Origin of the sequence: Brevundimonas sp. NIBR10 (assembly GCF_027912515.1) — a bacterium.
In the GTDB taxonomy this organism is placed as follows: Bacteria; Pseudomonadota; Alphaproteobacteria; order Caulobacterales; family Caulobacteraceae; genus Brevundimonas.
This window is the reverse complement of sequence record NZ_CP115464.1, coordinates 3,295,106-3,312,165: the sequence shown is the minus strand read 5'-3', so window position 1 is coordinate 3,312,165 and position 17,060 is coordinate 3,295,106. Positions and strand designations below refer to the sequence as shown.

Annotated in this window: 12 protein-coding genes; 8 read left to right on the top strand and 4 right to left on the bottom strand. The window is 66.5% G+C overall.

From position 1 onward, the window contains the following. The first annotated feature begins 60 nt into the window (after positions 1 to 60). A complete protein-coding gene (locus O5K39_RS16180; RefSeq protein WP_271144626.1) occupies positions 61 to 639 on the top strand; it encodes a hypothetical protein in 579 nt (192 codons plus the stop codon). A 10-nt stretch (positions 640 to 649) separates the two neighbouring features. Here O5K39_RS16180 and O5K39_RS16175 read toward each other — a convergent pair whose 3' ends face one another. Next, entirely contained in the window at positions 650 to 2,344 is a 1,695-nt protein-coding gene (locus O5K39_RS16175) for a glycoside hydrolase family 43 protein (protein ID WP_271144625.1), read from the bottom strand. 57 nt (positions 2,345 to 2,401) lie between these two features. On the opposite strand from O5K39_RS16175, the gene O5K39_RS16170 reads away from it, so the two are divergent. Next, entirely contained in the window at positions 2,402 to 3,544 is a 1,143-nt protein-coding gene (locus O5K39_RS16170; RefSeq protein ID WP_271144624.1) for an endo-1,4-beta-xylanase, read from the top strand. 308 nt (positions 3,545 to 3,852) lie between these two features. Here the strand turns inward: O5K39_RS16170 and O5K39_RS16165 are convergent, their stop codons facing one another. Continuing rightward, positions 3,853 to 5,991, bottom strand: a complete 2,139-nt coding sequence (locus tag O5K39_RS16165; protein WP_271147182.1) for an alpha-glucuronidase family glycosyl hydrolase — start codon at positions 5,989 to 5,991, stop codon at positions 3,853 to 3,855. Positions 5,992 to 6,187: 196 nt separating this feature from the next. Between O5K39_RS16165 and manD the strand changes: the two genes are divergently transcribed. Genes manD through O5K39_RS16150 form a run of 3 tightly spaced genes read left to right on the top strand, consistent with a single transcriptional unit; the run spans position 6,188 to position 9,603 of the window. After that, positions 6,188 to 7,390 carry a D-mannonate dehydratase ManD gene (gene manD / locus O5K39_RS16160; protein ID WP_271147181.1) on the top strand — a complete coding sequence of 401 codons (1,203 nt, stop codon included), beginning with the start codon at positions 6,188 to 6,190 and terminating at the stop codon, positions 7,388 to 7,390. Between the two features lie 33 nt (positions 7,391 to 7,423). Continuing rightward, positions 7,424 to 8,695 carry an SGNH/GDSL hydrolase family protein gene (locus tag O5K39_RS16155; RefSeq protein ID WP_271144623.1) on the top strand — a complete coding sequence of 424 codons (1,272 nt, stop codon included), beginning with the start codon at positions 7,424 to 7,426 and terminating at the stop codon, positions 8,693 to 8,695. Further along, entirely contained in the window at positions 8,692 to 9,603 is a 912-nt protein-coding gene (locus O5K39_RS16150; protein WP_271144622.1) for a polysaccharide deacetylase family protein, read from the top strand. The genes O5K39_RS16155 and O5K39_RS16150 overlap by 4 nt, the downstream gene beginning before the upstream one ends. A gap of 3 nt (positions 9,604 to 9,606) precedes the next feature. Here the strand turns inward: O5K39_RS16150 and O5K39_RS16145 are convergent, their stop codons facing one another. Then, positions 9,607 to 10,704, bottom strand: a complete 1,098-nt coding sequence (locus O5K39_RS16145; RefSeq protein ID WP_271144621.1) for a LacI family DNA-binding transcriptional regulator — start codon at positions 10,702 to 10,704, stop codon at positions 9,607 to 9,609. Between the two features lie 79 nt (positions 10,705 to 10,783). After that, on the bottom strand, positions 10,784 to 11,803 hold the full coding sequence (locus O5K39_RS16140; RefSeq protein ID WP_271147180.1) for a LacI family DNA-binding transcriptional regulator: 1,020 nt from the start codon (positions 11,801 to 11,803) through the stop codon (positions 10,784 to 10,786). A 309-nt stretch (positions 11,804 to 12,112) separates the two neighbouring features. Between O5K39_RS16140 and O5K39_RS16135 the strand changes: the two genes are divergently transcribed. The 3 genes from O5K39_RS16135 to O5K39_RS16125 all read left to right on the top strand — a co-directional run bounded on the left by O5K39_RS16135 (position 12,113) and on the right by O5K39_RS16125 (position 17,060). Beyond that, positions 12,113 to 15,169: a TonB-dependent receptor gene (locus O5K39_RS16135; protein WP_271147179.1), complete on the top strand. Its 3,057-nt coding sequence runs from the start codon at positions 12,113 to 12,115 to the stop codon at positions 15,167 to 15,169. A gap of 119 nt (positions 15,170 to 15,288) precedes the next feature. Continuing rightward, positions 15,289 to 16,008, top strand: a complete 720-nt coding sequence (locus O5K39_RS16130) for a SapC family protein (protein ID WP_271144620.1) — start codon at positions 15,289 to 15,291, stop codon at positions 16,006 to 16,008. Continuing rightward, complete coding sequence (locus O5K39_RS16125; RefSeq protein ID WP_271144619.1) at positions 16,005 to 17,060, top strand: cupin-like domain-containing protein; 1,056 nt, start codon at positions 16,005 to 16,007, stop codon at positions 17,058 to 17,060. Before O5K39_RS16130 ends, O5K39_RS16125 begins: the two co-directional genes overlap by 4 nt.

The following is a 17,060-nucleotide window of genomic DNA, read 5'->3' as shown; positions in this document are numbered from 1 at the left end:
AACGATCGAAACGTGTCAAGCGTCGATACCGCTGTACGCGGTCTGACAGGGAGGTTGGGTATGCGTGCATTGATCGGGCTCGTCGCCGGCCTGGTATTGGCTGGCACCGCGCTGGCCACGCCATCGGCGGGTCAGGACGACGACATCACGAAATACATCATCAACAGCCCGCCGGTGCAGTCTTGGCAGGTCAGCGGCGTGCAGACTGCGCCGCGTCCCCACGCCGCCCCCGGGGTGCTGGGCGAACGGGCCATCACCGTCCAGGCCAGACAATCAGGCCAGCCCTGGGCCGTGTCCGCACAGATGCCCATTCGTGGCGAGATCAAGCGCGGCGACACGGTTCTGCTGGCGGTGTGGGCCCGGCTTGCGACGCCTCCGGCAGGGCAGACGACCAGCCGCCTGCCGGTGCGCATCCAGCAGGCGTCCGCACCCTATGGCTCCATCGCCGAGGCGACCGGAGAGATCGGGCCCGAATGGAAGATGGTCTATGCCTCGGGCGTCGCGACCCAGGACTATGCAGGCGGGGCCGTCAATCTGGCGGTTCACCTGGCGACGGCGGACCACACGGTCGAACTGGGGCCGGCGCTGGTGCTGGATTTTGGCCAGAACTATGATGCGAACAAGCTGCCGGTGAACTGACCGGCAGGCTTCAGTGCGCCGACCGGGCGTGCGGGCCGAAGGTGACGCCGACGAAGCCGCCGGCGGTGCGGGTGCTGAGGATGGTTCCGTCCACGTCCCGGGCCAGGGTGATCCACTCGCCCTGGTCGCCGGCATAGGCGAAGTCGTAGCGATCGGCACGGGCGGTGACGCGAAGGCGGGCGGCGTCGCCCGGGCTGGACAAGGGGGCGCTGGCGATTACGACGCCTTCGGCAGGCTCTGAAGGACCCGCCCGGCGGCGCAGTTCGACGACCGGCTTACCGGCCTCTTGCCCGACAGCCAGAAAGTAGAACCAGTCGTCGTTCTGGAGGGTGGCCAGACCGGCGCGGTCGCCATCGCGGGTCGGTGTCCAGCGCATCACCGTTTCAGCCGTGGCATGCTGATGCTGCTGGCGTCGGCCGAGGAAGGAGGGGTTGGCGTTGTCGCCCAGATCGACGGGGCGCGGCGTGAGGCTCAGGGAGCCCGGCTGTGACGTCAGGTCGTACCAGGTCTCGCGCGGGTTGCGCATCATCATCCAGTAGGCAGGCAGGGCAGGGCCGTCGAACGCATCGACGACGCGGAACGGGCCGGTCGTGGGCACGGCGGGCGCAGGCTGTTGGGGCAGGGCAGGGCGCTGCGCCTGATAGGGGATGACCTGGCCCGGGGTCGTGATGATCGGCCATTCGCCCGACCAGTCGACCGGCAGCAGGAAGGTCTCTCGCCCCGTATTGTACTGGTCCGGACCATAGGGTCGAACGGCCAGGAAGGTGGCCCACCAGTCGCCATCAGGGGTCTGGACCAGGTCGGCGTGTCCGGCCGAGGTGATGGGGTTCGGGCGCGTCGGGTCGAGGCCGCGCTGGGTCAGGATGGGGTTGCCGGCAAAGGCCTCGAACGGGCCGTCGGGCGAGCGTGACCGCAGGGCGACCTGGGAATGGCCCTCGGCTGTGCCGCCCTCGGCGCAGGTCAGATAGTACCAGCCGTTGCGAAAGGTGAGGTGAGGGCCCTCGATCCAGATGGGCTTGGTGCTGAAATCCACGCCGCCGTTCACCAGCACCTTGCGGGGGCCGTAGGTGGCCTGGCGGGCGATATCGAACTTCTGGATCCAGATGGCCCGATGGCCTTCATACTCCGGCGTGCCTTCGGGCGGGCCGTTGTTGAGGATCCAGGCCTGACCCTCCTGATCCACGAACAGCGAGGGATCGATGGCGCCTTCCAGATCGGGCAGCCAGACGGGATCGCTCCAGGGGCCGGCGGGATCGGTCGCGGTGATCAGGAAGTTGCCACCGCAGTCGACGCAGGTGTTCAGGATGTAGAACAGCCCGGCATGATGCTCGATCGTCGGGGCGAAGACGCCGCGCGAGAGGCCGAGCCTGGCGAAATCCAGCTGGCCGGGTCGGTCGATCGCATTGCCGATCTGGGTCCAGTTGACCAAGTCCTTGCTGTGAAAGACCGGGATGCCCGGGAAGTAGGAGAAGGTCGAGGTGACCAGATAGAAGTCGTCGCCGACCCGGGTGACCGACGGGTCCGGATAGAAGCCGGTCAGGATCGGGTTGCGGTACTGGCCCGGCGAGAGCGGGCCGGATGTCTCCGGATCGCTGCCTTCATAGGTAAAGGATTCGAAGCGCGCGGGCGCGGTCTGGGCCACGGCCGTCCCGGTGAACAACGCTGTGGCCAGACCCAGCGAAAGGGCAAGATTGTGCTTTTTCATTTGTCTGACTTTTAGCCTTGACCCTATAAGGTTGGCAACCATCGAATGGAGCCACCCATGATCGACAGACGCGCTTTTCTCGCGACCACCGCCGCGCTGGCCATGCCGATGGCCGCCTATGCGGCCCCCCGGGATACAAACCGTCCGTCCCTGAACAGCCTGGCTGCGAGCAAGGGGATCCTGTTCGGCACGGCGATCAGCGCGGGTCAGGCGACGGCTCGCGCGGGGACGGCCGAGGAGCAGTATCGCGCTGTAGTGCTGGCCGAATGCGGGGCCCTGGTCTGCGAGAACGAGATGAAGTGGCCGGCCCTGAGGCCCGATGCCGCGACCTTCGATTTCTCGCGCTCCGATGCGATCGTGGCCTTGGCCCAGGGGCATGGGATGAAGATGCGGGGCCACACCCTGTTGTGGCACCACCCCGACTGGTTCCCGCGCTGGCTGACGGACTACGATTTCGGCTCACGGCCTGCGGTGGAGGGTGAGCGGGTGCTTCAGGCCCACATCCGGCGCGTCGGCGAAAACTATCCGCAGGTCGTGTCGTGGGACGTGATCAACGAGGCGGTCGACGCCGATACGGGCGAGCGGCGCGAGACCAGCCTGTCGCGGGCTATGGGTCCGGAGGTTCTGGACGTGGCCTTCCACACGGCCCGCGAGGCGGCTCCGAAGGCCCGACTTCTGTATAACGACTACATGAGCTGGGAGGCCGGTCATGAGAACCACCGTGCCGGGGTCCTCAAGCTGCTGGAGGGGTTCAAGGCGCGGGGCGTGCCGATCGACGGACTGGGCGTTCAGAGCCATATCGGCTCGGGCAATGCCGACAACTCGGTCGGGTTCGACACCGCTCAGGAAACCCAATGGCGTCGGTTCCTGGACGAGGTCACCGGTATGGGGCTTACGCTCGAAATCACCGAATTCGATGTCCACGACAAGAACCTGCCGGCCGATCCGGTCGTCCGGGATCGGGAGGTCGCGGCCCTGGGGCGTCGTTACCTGGACCTGATGCTGGAGTATCCGCAGCTTGACACGGTCATGGCCTGGGGGATGTCGGATCGGTACACATGGTTGCAGGGGCGTTGGCCGCGCGCCGACGGCCTGCCCAAGCGTACCAACCCCTATGATGCGGAGTTCAAGGCCAAGCCCTTGCGCGAGGCCATGGCAGCGTCCTTCCAGGCGGCGGCACCTCGACCTCAGGCCATCTGACGCGGCCCGGTGCATCATGGCGGTGGCGGTCGTAAAAAGGGGCCGCCAAACCGCCAAAAAGAGAAAAGCAGGGATGGCGGTGGCGGTCTCGAAAACACGCCGCCAAACCGCCAAACCGCCAGATGCTCAAATCTGGAACGCCCATGCGGCGACGCTCCCAATCCTGACTTTTCAAAGACCCGTTCGAGGACGTGGCGTTGCGACAGATCGGGCGCAAGGGGCGGGCAGGAAAATACTCCTAACAAATGCCCTGATACGTGACGAACTTGTCTCCTTCGAAGTCACCGCTCATTTCGTTCGGCGAATGATCAGTTCCCCGGCGCGAACGGGAACGACAGGGCCTTGTAGTAGGCCAGGGGATGGGCCGGTGGCGTCACGCCGGCCGGCAGGGGGCGGGCAGAGACGTCGCTGAAGTAGGCGATGCTGGCGTCCCGCCACCACTGGGCCTCGTTCTGCTGGATCGCGAGGAAGGTGGAGACCTCCTCGAACCGCTGGCTGTCGATTTCGGGTTCCAGAGCCGACCAGGTCCGTTGCATCTGCGCGACGGACGCCACGCCCCGGTCGTAGGTGTGGACGAGTTCGGACCAGAGGGGTCGGCCCGACGGCATCCGGTAGTCCCAGGACAGGTGATGGAACCATAGAAGTTCGGTCTGGGGTGTCGTCGCCGGATCGGCCCAGCGGGCGGCGAGGGCCGGGGCGTACTGGGCGATGGCGTTGCTGCCGGTCGCGGTGCGGTCGAAGCCGATCCCGGTCGGGCCGGCCTGATGATAATAGACCGGGTTCCATTCGGGCCGGGCGAGGTCGGCGACCCAGGGTCCGGGCCCGTAGTGAGGGCCGGTGGCCATGACGTGGTGCAGGCCCAGCGGCGTCATGTAATCGACCACGGCCTCGCGTGACGCCATCATCATCTCCACGATCGAACCGACAGCCTGTGCTTCGTTCGTGAAGGTCATGCGGGCCCATTCCTCGGCGATCGGTCGGGCGCGGGCGGCTTCGGGGTCCCAGGCCATTCGGCCGAAGACGTACCAATTCGCCTGGTCGAAATGGGAGCCGGACCAGTTGCGGTCCGAGCCGATGTTGGCGACGCCCGCCATCCCGGTCAGGGCGTGGCCGTCGATCGAACCATCGACGACGCGGGCCACGGTCGCGCCGGGGCCGGGCCGGCGGGTGTCCGACTGGAGCGCCTCTTCGTACAGCGTTCCCAGATAGGCGAGGTGGGTCGCGAAGCCGAGGTATTCCTTGGTGATCTGGAACTCGATCATCAGGGGCGTCTTCGGCATGGCACCGAACATGGGGTGGAAGGGCTCGCGCGGCTGGAAGTCGATGGCCCCGTTCTTGACCTGGACGATGACGTTGTCGCGGAACCGGCCGTCCAGTGGCGTGAAGTCGGCATAGGCCTGTTTGGCGCGGTCGTCGGGGTTCTCCTCCGAGTAAACGAAGGCGCGCCACATCACGACGCCGCCGTGCGGGGCCACGGCGTCGGCCAGCAGATTGGCACCCTCCGCATGGGTGCGGTGATAGTCCTGAGGGCCGGGCTGCCCCTCCGAGTTCGCCTTGACCAGGAAGCCGCCGAAGTCGGGGATGGCGGCATAAATCTCGTCCGCCTTGGCGCGCCACCAGGCCTGGACCCGGGGGTCGAGCGGGTCGGCGGTGGTCAGGCCACCGATCTCGATCGGCGCGCTGAACCGCGCAGACAGATAGACCTTGATCCCGTAGGGCCTGAAGACATCGGCGAGGGCGGCGGCCTTTTCGATATAGGGCGTGGTCAGGCTGGTCGCGCTGGCGTTGACGTTGTTCAGGACCGTGCCGTTGATGCCGATCGAGGCGTTGGCCCGGGCATAGTCCGTATACAGAACGGGAGTGTAGTCGGGCAGGCGGTGCCAGTCCCAGATCGACTGACCCGAGTAACCGCGCTCCACATGGCGATCCAGATTGTCCCAGTGGTTAAGGACCCGCAGCGCGACCTTGGGGCTCGACGCGATGTCGAGGTCAGCGACCGAACCGCCGGTCTGGATCTGACGCAGGAAGGCGAAGGCGCCGTACAGCAGGCCGACGTCCGTATTGGCCGCGATCACGGTCGTCGCGCCGCCGTCGATCGTCACGCTGCGGATCAAATAGCCCTCTCGGCCCAAGTCGGAGAGCGGCAGATCGAGCGCCGCGATAATCGGGTTCGAGGCCGTGCCGTAGACGATCGCGCCCGGTCTGATCCTGGGCGTCACGGCCGGGAGTTGGCCCAGGAGGCCTTCGATGCCGCGCGCCAGTTCGGCGGTGACGATGTCCACCGTGGGGCCTCCGGCTTGGGGCGCGAGGCTGAGCGTATGGGGTTGAGCGGCGGCCGCCTGTTCTGCGGGGACGGGCCGGTAGCGCAGCCAGAGGTCATAGCCGTCTTCGGCCCGGACGGTCGTCGAGGCGCAAAGCACCAGTGTCCAGGCCAGCAGGCAGGACACCACGGTCAGGATGTTCGGTCGCACGTCGGTTTCCTCCATCGACCCGTGACCGGGTTCTCGAGCAGGCCGGGCCGATAGCGGTTGACATCGACCGGGGCCTGCATTCTGGTAGCGCTATCATGGCATGACCCTGGCGCAAGACCAAGGGCATGGCCGGCGCATTGCGCTGCGGAGGAAGTTTGTGTCCAGGCTCACCATCAAGAGCGCCCGGGTCATCGTGACCTGTCCCGGCCGCAACTTCGTCACGCTCAAGATCGAGACCGAGGATGGTCTGACCGGGGTTGGCGACGCGACGCTGAACGGGCGTGAACTGTCGGTCGCGAGTTATCTGACCGATCATGTCGCCCCGCTGTTGATCGGGCGTGATGCGCACCGGATCGAGGACACCTGGCAGTATCTGTACAAGGGGGCCTACTGGCGGCGGGGACCGGTCGGGATGTCCGCCATCGCGGCCGTCGACATGGCGTTGTGGGACATCAAGGCCAAGGCCGCGGGTCTTCCGCTGTATCAACTGCTGGGCGGGGCCTGTCGGGACAATGTGCTGGTCTATGGCCACGCCAACGGCACGACCGTGGAGGAGACGATCGCCGAGGCGCGGCGCTATGCGGATCTGGGCTACAAGGCGATCCGGCTGCAGTCCGGAGTGCCGGGGCTGGCGTCCACCTATGGGGTGTCAAAGACGTTCGGCTACTACGAGCCGGCCGACGCTGAACTGCCGACCGAGAATCTGTGGTCGACCGAGAAATATCTGAGGTCGGTCGAGCCGCTGTTCAAGGCTGCGCGGGAAACGCTGGGGTGGGACGTCCACCTGCTGCACGACATCCACCACCGGCTGACCCCCATCGAGGCCGGGCGGTTGGGCAAGGATCTGGAGCCCTATAGGCCGTTCTGGCTGGAGGACGCGACGCCGGCCGAAGATCAGGCGGCGTTCCGGCTGATCCGCCAGCATACGACCAGCCCCCTGGCGGTCGGGGAGATCTTCAACTCGATCTGGGACTGCAAGCAACTGATCGAGGAGCGGTTGATCGACTATATCCGCGCGACCGTGGTTCATGCCGGCGGGATCACCCATCTGCGCCGGATCGCGGCGCTGGCGGACCTCTATGGCGTCCGGACCGGGTGCCACGGCGCGACGGACCTGTCGCCGGTTTCGATGGCTGCCGCCCTGCATTTCGACCTGTCGGTACCGAACTTCGGCATCCAGGAATACATGCGCCATACGTCGGAGACCGACGCGGTCTTCCCGCACGCCTACAGTTTTGCGGACGGCACGATGCATCCCGGTGAGCAGCCGGGTCTGGGGGTCGATATCGATGAGACCTTGGCGGCCGAGCATCCCTATTCCCGCGCCTATCTGCCGGTGAACCGGCTGGAGGACGGGTCGATGCACAACTGGTGAGGGTAGTTCATGTCTGACCGGAGGAAGGCCTCGATGCCCCTGTTCAATGCGCGCGCATGGCTGGTTGGCCTGAGCATCGGGCTGCTGTGCCTGATGCTGGGCGTCGGGTCGGCGTCGGCACAGGCGTCGGCACCGACGGAGCGATGGGTCGGGGCCTGGGCCTCGTCCCAGCAGGTGCCGGAGCCCAACAATGCCTTGCCCGCCGGTGCGCTGGACGATGCAACGCTTCGCCAGATCGTGCGCCTGACGCTGGGCGGTTCACAGGTCAGGGTTCGGGTGTCGAATGTGTTCGGGGTGACGCCGCTGGTGATCACATCTGCACGGGTCGCCAGCCCGGTCGCCGTCGGCGGACCCGCCATCGATCCCGCGACCGATCGTGCCCTGAGTTTCGCCGGACGACCCGGCGTGACCATCCCGGCCGGGGCGGAGGTCACGTCCGACCCGCTGGCGCTGGAGGTCTCGGCCTTCGACAGCCTCGCCGTCAGCCTGCATTTTGCATCGATGCCTTCGGTCCAGACGAGCCACCCGGGGTCGCGGGCCACCTCCTATGTCGCCAAGGGTGACGTCGCGGGAGCCGCCGATCTGCCCGACGCCCTGCGTGTCGATCACTGGTACAATCTGTCGGGTGTGGATGTGCTGGGCGGCGGCGATCGGGTGGCGATCGCGGTCATCGGGGATTCGATCACCGACGGCTATGGCGTGGCGGCGAACAGCAATACGCGGTGGACGGACGGTTTCGCTCAGCGGCTTCAGGCCTCGCCCGCGACCGCGCGATTCTCGGTCCTGAATCACGGGCTCGGGGGCAACCGGGTGCTGCTGGATGGGCTGGGGCCGAACGCCCTGGCACGGTTCGAGCGCGATGTTCTGGGCCAGACGGGCGTCGGCTGGTTCATCATCATGGAGGGGGTGAATGACCTCGGCGGCCTGACCCGCGAAAGATCGGCCAGCCCCCAGCAGCACGCCGACCTCGTGCATTCGGTCACCGCCGCCTATGCCCAGATGGTCGAGCGGGCCCGGGCACGGGGCATCGTGGCGATCGGGGCGACGATCACGCCGTTCAGCGGCTCGGACTATTATCGTCCGCCGGCGGAGACCGAGGCCAGCCGGAATGCGCTCAATGCCTGGATACGGACGCCGGGCCATTTCGACGCCGTCATCGATTTCGACGCCGTGATGCGCGATCCGGCCGATCCGAGCCGGTTGCGGCCCGAGGTCGACAACGACGGTCTGCACCCGTCGATCGCCGGGTATCGCGCGATGGCGGACGCGGCCGCCGAAGTCATGTCCAGGATCCAGCAGCCATGAAACGACCGATCGCCCGCTTCATCACGGCCATGGCCGCCCTTGTCGCCGGGGCGGCGCCTCTGACGGCGGCCGCGCAGCAGATCGCCCTGACCTTCGACGATCTGCCGTCACACAGCGCGCTGCCGAAGGGTGAGACGCGGGTGGGTGTGGCCGCTCGGGTGATCGCAGCGCTCGACGAGGCGGACGCTCCGCCGAGCTATGGGTTCATCAACGGGGGATCGGTGGTCGCCGATCCTGAAAGCGGACGCGTGCTGGCGCTGTGGCGGGCGGCGGGGCATCCGCTGGGAAACCACACCTGGACCCATATGCGGCTCGATGATGAGGATCGCGCGCCCTTCAAGGCCGAGGTCGAACTGAACGAGCCCCTTCTGGCGGCTGTGATGGGCGAGGCGGACTGGCGCTGGTTCCGCTATCCGTACCTGTATGAGGGCGGGACGGCTGAGGCGCGTTCGGACGTCAGGCGCTTTCTATCCGGGCGAGGTTATCGCGTGGCCAGCGTCACGCTGAGCTTCGACGACTATGCCTGGAACGAGCCCTATGCCCGTTGTGCCGACAAGGGAGACGCCGAGGCCATCGAGCGGCTGGAGGCCAGCTTTCTGGCGTCCGCGCGCGCCAGCCTGATCCAGGCCCGTGCCCGGTCGAAGGCGGCCCTGGGGCGCGACATCCCCTATGTGCTGCTGATGCATATCGGGGCGTTCGACGCCCGTATGCTGCCGAAGCTGCTCGACCAGTACCGCCGCGACGGGGCGACCTTCGTGACGCTTGAACAGGCGCAGGCCGACCCCTTCTACGCCGGTGACGCGCAGGTGCCGCTTGGGACGGTTCAGCTCGGCTTGCCGTCCTTTGCCGGTGAACCGCGGGGCTCCGTGATTCCGGCCGACCTTGATCGGCTTTGCAGGACGGGTTGAGCCTCAGGCTTCGCCGGCCTTCGCCGCCTTCGATTTCGCAGGCTTTGACCCCAGGCGGGCAGGGGGGGCGTCGGATTGGCGAAGGATCAGGTGATAGGGCATGATCTCGTCGACGGGCTTGGCGGCCTGGCCCGAGCCCTTGCGCCGGATCGCCTCGGCCAGCAGCAGGACCGCGTTTCGCGACATTTCCGAGACCGGCTGGCGGATCGTCGTCAGCTCGGGCCAGACGGTCGTGGCCAGGGCGGTGTCGTCGAAGCCGCACACCGTCAGGTCGCGCGGCACGTCCATCCCGAGACGATGGGCGACCGCGATGGTCGCGGCGGCCATGTCGTCGTTGCTCGCGAAAATGGCCGTCGGGGCGACCGGGAGCGACAACAGGCGATCGGCCGCATCACGACCGGAGTGATAGGTGAAGAACCCCTGGGCCACGAGCTCGGGATCGATGGCGATTCCCTCAGCCGCCAGGGCCGCGACATAGCCCTCGTAGCGCTGGGCGCTGGCCGTCTGGTTGGGATGTCCCCGGATGAACCCGATCCGGCGATGGCCGCGCTCGATGAGGTGGCGGGTCATGGCCTCTGCGGCATGGAAGTCGTCGATACGGACGGCGGACGCGGACACGGGAGGCTCGCCGGTGGCAACCACGACCGTCGGCAATCCCGCCAGTCTCAGACCCTCGACGATGGCGACGGCGTCGCACAGGGGGGGCGGCAGGATCACGCCGTCGACGCCGGCGGCGACCAGCCGGTCGACGGCCCGCAGCTCGGCCTCTTCGGTATCGCATTTCTGGACGACGAGCTGGAAGCCGCTGCGGCTGCACTGATCCAGGCTGCCGAGCAGGAACTCGCTCAGATAGGCCGCGCTGGGGTTTGAATACAGTAGGCCGACGCTGATCGCGCTGGCGCTGGCCAAGTTCCGGGCGGCGGCATTGGGCGCGTATCCCAGCTCGCGGATCGCCTCGCTGACCCGTTCACGGGTGCTCTCGCGGACGTTCTTTTCGCCGTTGATGACGCGGGACACCGTCATCGGCGAAACGCCCGCATGGCGAGCCACATCGGTGATCGTCTGACCGCCGGCGCGGCGCCGCTTCGTCCTCTGATCCAAGCCGGCCTCCCCCTTGGCGATCATGTTTCATAGCCGCGATGAGGGGGGACGGCGAGAGTGGCGGACCGGATGGGTGCCGTCACCGCCGGGGCAGCCCGGAAGATTCGCGGACCAGCAGGGTGTGGGCATGGTCCTGGCGCATGGTCACCGGCGTACCATCCAGCTGGGCGACGACCATGTCCGTGGCCGATGCGGCCATCTCGAAAACGGGCTGCCTGATCGTGGTCAGGCGCGGCCATGTGATTCGCGAGACCTCCGAATCGTCGAAGCCGACGATCGAGACATCCTCGGGGACGGACAGGCCGCGCTCACGGGCCGCCATCAGGGCGCCGACGGCCATGTCGTCGTTCTGGGCCAGGATCGCGGTCATCCCGGCCTTGCGGTCGAACAGCCGGCTCGCGGCCTCGTAACCACTGGCGCGGGTGAACAGTCCGGGCTCGATCATGTGCGGGTCAAGCACGACGCCGGCCGCGTCGAAGGCCTGGCGGTAGCCGGTCAGGCGCGCATTGCTGGAGGCATGGGTGGGATCGCCCATGATCACCGCGATCGAGACATGGCCCAGGCTCAGCAGATGTTCGGCGATCTCACGCCCCGCAGCGACATCGTCGATCAGATTGCTGGGGCCGGCTTCCAGGTTTTGCGTCGGTGCGATCCGCGCGAAGCGAATTCCGGCAGCGGTCAGGTCGGCGAGGATGCGCGGATTATCGGATGCAGGCGGGGCCAGGACCACGCCGTCCAGGGCCGCCGAGCGCAGCAGCCCCACCACTTCGGCGGCGCGATCCTGGACCGACGAGACCGGGATCACGACAAGACGGTAGTGGGCCAGCCGGAGCCGATCCAACACGCCCATCTGCAGTTCGACGACGTAGCTGGGGGAGGGATTCTCGTAGAGAAGGCCGATCAGGTGCGAGCGGCGTCGGACCAGTCCCTGGGCGAAGACATTGGGATGATAGTCGAGTTCCTGGGCCGCCTCGCGCACACGTTCCCTGACCGCAGCGCTGACGTTCGGAGCGTCGTTGAAGACCCGCGACACGGTCTTGATCGACACACCGGCCTTCAAGCCGACATCGACAATGGTCGCGCGCCGTATCTCCTTCACCAATTCTGCCGGTCCTTCTGGCGCTGTTGCCCGTGATTCACGGCTAGCCGCTTGCGCGGGCCGGGTCCAGCGTGGAGCTTGAACCACATTTGGGACACCATTCCGATAGCGCTAACATAATCGCCATTGACAACGTGCGACAACTGGCCGATTTCTAGCCTGCGAGTGGCACAAACGCCGCCGAATAAAACAGACGTCGGCTCAGCCGACGCGGAGGGAAACATGAGGGAAATGACGTTCATAAAGACGCTTGCGCGCTCGAGTTCAGCTCTCGCGCTGATGACCGGCCTGATGCTGCCGGCCGCCGCGATGGCCCAGACCACGCCTGCCGGGCAGCAACCGGACGCGACGGCCCTGGATGAAATCATCGTCACGGGGGTCCGGGCAAGCCTGGATCGGGCGATGGACATCAAGCGCAACTCGTCGGGCGTCGTGGACGCCATTTCCGCCGAAGACATCGGCAAGTTCCCCGACACCAACCTGGCCGAGTCGCTCCAGCGCGTCAGCGGCGTGTCGATCAACCGCGTCAACGGCGAAGGCTCCGAAGTGACGGTTCGCGGCTTCGGCGGCGGCTTCAACCTCGTCACCCTGAACGGCAGGCAGATGCCGACCGCGAACGTCGTCGCCGTCGGCGGCGACCAGAACGTCGACTTCGCGACGGCGACCAGCCGCTCGTTCGACTTCTCCAACATCGCTTCCGAAGCCGTCGGCCGCCTCGAGGTCTACAAGACCGGCCGCGCCGAAATGCCCTCGGGCGGTATCGGTGCCACGATCAACGTCGTGACCCGCCGGCCGCTCGACAACCGCGAATCCGGCCTGCAAGGCAGCTTCGGCGTCAAGGCCGTCGCCGACACCAGCGTCGATCGCGGCGATGAGATCACGCCCGAAGCCTCCGGCCTGCTGAGCTGGACCGACGACAATCAGAAGTTCGGCGTTCAGGTCTTCGGAAGCTACCAGAGCCGCGACAGCGCCGCCGCCAGCGCCACGTCCAACGCCTGGAACATCCGCACCCGCGACGTCTTCCTCGATCCGGCCAACGGCTTCGTCAACGCCCAGACGACGGTCACCAACCGTCCGTCCACGAACCAGCTGATCGCGGTTCCGAACGACAGCCGCTACCACTTCTCGGAATCGACCCGCGAGCGGATCAACGGCCAGGCCGTGTTCCAGTGGCGTCCGATGGACACCCTGACCCTGACGGCCGACGTTCTGTACGCCCAGAACAGCACAACAGAGGCCCGGTCCGACCAGACCAACTGGTTCAACCGTCCCTTCCGCCAGGTGACGTTCGATACCAACCCCGCCGTCGCCACCACGGTCCTGCTCCAGGAGAACATCAACGGCGTCAAGGACACCGGCTTCGAGCAACAGTATCGCGCGACCAAGGACACCATCGAGTCGTTCGGCCTGAACGCGGAATGGGATCTGACGGACAATTTCTCGATCAACATCGACGGTCACATGTCGACGGCCGAGAGCCTGCCCGACGCGCCGAACGGCACGTCGTCGACGCTGATCAGCATGGGTGCCCCGGTCGTGGCCGCTCACTCGGTCGATTACTCGAGCGGCTTCCCGGTCCAGACCATGACCATCAACGATGCGCTGCGCGGCAACAACAACGGCCGCCTCGACATCGGCGATATCGGTTCGCAGATCGCGCGGACCAACGCCTCGCAACAGCGTCAGGAGATCAAGGAACTCCACGCCGTCGGCACCTATGACTTCGGCGGCGGCAGCCGGTTCGACTTCGGCGGGAACTACATCAACTCCGAGATGACGAGCCAGCGTACCCAGACCCAACAGACACTGGGCGACTGGGGCATCACCAACCCGGGCGACGTCAATCGCTTCGCGGCTGGCCTGCTGGAAGAGTTCTGCATCACCTGCCAGTTCGACAGCTTCAATCCCGGTGCCACCGGTGCGTCGCTGGTCGGCTTCCGCGGCAACGCGGTCGACATCTACAACGCTCTGTCGGCGGTCTATGCCCGCGACCGGAGCCCGCTCAACAACACCGTCGAGCCGGGCAATGCGAACTCGATCACCGGTCAGGACTTCAACACCGTTGAAGAAGAGACCTGGGCCGTGTTCGGACAGATGTCCTGGGACGGCGAGATCGGTGCCATGCCGGCGTCGATGACGGCGGGCATCCGCTACGAATCGACGGACGTTCTGTCGACCTCGCTGGTCGCCGTTCCGACCGAGATCCGCTGGACCGCCGACAACGACTTCACCCGTATCGTGGGTGCCCAGGTCCAGCCCATCAGCGGCACGGGCAGCTATGACTACTGGCTGCCGGCCCTGGACTTCTCGATCGAGCCTCGCGAAGACGTCAAGCTGCGCGCATCGTTCGGCCGTACCCTGGCCCGTCCTGACTTCGGCAACCTGTTCGCGGCCAGCACGATCAATGCGCCGGGACGTCCGACGGCGATCGGTGGCGTCGCAACCGGCAACTCGGGCAACCCGAACCTGCAGCCGCTGCTGTCGGACAACATCGACTTCTCGGCGGAGTGGTATTTCGCCCCGTCCAGCTATGTTTCGATCGGCTATTTCGACAAGCAGGTTCGCAACTTCATCGGCCAGGGTCAGTTCACGCGGAACCTGTTCGGCCTGCGTGACCCGTCGTCGGGAGCCGCCGGTTCGCGGTCCGGCACGGCCCGCACGCAGTTGACCACGCTCGGCGCCGACATCTCGGACGTCAACCTGTTCACCTACACAGCGCTTCTGATCCAGAACAACGGCAACGTCGCAGCCGCGACCGCCCAGTTCGAGGCCCAGCGCACCGGTCCGAACCGGTCGCTGAACCAGGCCTTCGTCGACTCGACCCTGGCTGCGGTCGATATCACGGCCGATGCCAACGATCCGCTGTTCCAGGTCTCGGTGGCTCAACCGGTCAACCAGCAGGAAGCCAACATCAACGGCTTCGAGTTCGCCGGTCAGTACTTCCTGGGCGACACCGGCTTCGGCATCGCCGGCTCCTATACGATCGTCAACGGCGACGTGGACATCGATGTCGGCGCCAGCCCCAGCATCGACCAGTTCGCTCTGCTGGGTCTGTCGAACAGCGGCAACGTGACGCTGATCTACGACAAGTACGGTTTCTCCGCCCGCGTCGCCTACAACTGGCGCGATAAGTACCTCAGCGAGACCAACCGCGGCGGTGGCGACAGGAACCCGGTGTTCACCGAACCCTTCGGTACCCTGGACATGAACGTCAGCTACGACGTGAATGAGAACATCGCCATCTCGTTCGAAGGCATCAACCTGACCAGCGAGACGGTGAGAACCCACGGCCGTGACGAGACGAACCTCTGGTTCGCCCAGGAGCTGAAACCGCGCTACCTCCTCGGCGCCCGCATGCGCTTCTGACCCGATCGCATACGGTTCTGGGGCCGCCGCTCGTCGGCGGCCCCTTTTTTTTGGTCGCCCCGTCCGATTGCCACGCGGCGTGGACGCGATCATCCTCCACGGCCGACGAGGGTGCGCCTGTGACGAGTATCGTGCTTCTGAACAATATCGACCACGCCGACCTGCGGGTCCGTGGAGGATACGGGGCCGAGTTCGGCGATGCCGTGAACCAGACACGGGTCTTCCCGGCCGAGTTCGAGGCTTTGCAACGCGAGTATCCGATCCTGTTCCGCCGGGACGCTGCGGGGACCTATTATTCCGTCGTGTTGCTGGGGCTGGAGCGGGACGAGAACCTCTTTCTGGACGGCGAGACATGGCGCGCGCGCTATGTACCGGCCGCCCATCGTCGGGGACCGTTCTCGATCGGCCTGCAGGCCGCGTCGGATGGATCCGGGCGTGAGGCGAAGATCAATGTCGATCTCGATCATCCGCGTTTGAAGGACGGCGCAGGTGACCCCGTATTCCTGCGGCACGGCGGGGCGGCCCCCTGTCTCGACCGGGCCAGCGATGCGCTATCGGTCGTCTATGACGGCCTGGAGCGCGAGGCGTCGATGTTTGCGGCCTTCGAAGCCGCGGGACTGGTCGAGCCGGTCGCCATCGACATCACGGTCGGGGAGGGCGACCGCTACGACCTCGACGGCGTGCATTCCCTTTCGCGGGAGCGTCTGGACCGGCTGGACGGCGCGGCGCTGGAGACCCTCCACCGCGCCGGGTGGCTGGCTGTGGCGATCCAGGCGGTGTCCTCACTCGGCAACATCGAACACCTGATCGCGCTCAAGACGGCCAAAGGCATCCAATGAGTGAAGCCGCCGCAAATGTCGGTCGAGTGACGCGGCGGACCCGGGTCGTGGAGACGGTGCCCGGCTCGATGGTCGATATGGACGGCCTGCTGGCGGCGCAACAGCCTGTGATCCTCAGGGGACTGGCAAGGGACTGGCCGCTGGCCCGGGCCGGCCGTGCAGGGCCGCACGACGCCGTCGCCTATCTGAAGGGTTTCGACGCCGGCCGACCGGTCGTGGGCTACACCGGAGCGCCCGAGATCGGCGGGCGGTACTTCTACCGGGATGATCTCCAGGCGCTGAATTTCGACGCCCAGCGGGTGCCGCTCGGCGCCTATCTGGATTTCGCCCTGACCCTGATCGGAACCGACCGGTCACCGTCGGTCTATGTCGGGTCGACCGATCTGGACACCTATCTGCCGGGGCTCGGTCAGGAGAACCGGCTGGTCTTTCCGGCGTCCGGTGATGACGGGCGCGACCCGCCTGTGGTCAGCATCTGGATGGGCAACCGGACCACGGCGGCGACCCATTTCGACATGTCGAACAATCTGGCGTGCTGCCTGGTGGGACGGCGCCGGTTCACCCTGTTTCCGCCTGATCAGATCGAGAACCTCTACCCCGGTCCGCTCGAGCCGACGCCGGGGGGGCAGGTCGTCAGCCTGGTCGATCCGTCCGCGCCCGATCTGGACCGGTTCCCGCGCTTCGCCCTGGCCGCCGAGGCCGGTGAGGTGGCCGAGCTGGAACCGGGGGATGTGCTCTTCTACCCGGCCCTGTGGTGGCACAATGTCGAGGCGCTGGACGATTTCAACGCCATGATCAATTACTGGTGGAACGCGGCGCCGGCCTTCATGGACACGCCGATGACGACCCTGACGCACGGCCTGCTGAGCCTGCGTGGCCGCCCCGAGGGGGAGAAGGCCGCGTGGAAGTCTCTGTTCGACTTCTACGTCTTCGGTGACCCCGACAAGGCGTCGGGGCACCTGCCTGAGGCCGCGCGCGGCGATCTTGCAGCGCTGGACGAGCGGGCGGCCCGGCGGTTGCGCGCCCGCGTCCTGCAAAAACTCAATCGATAG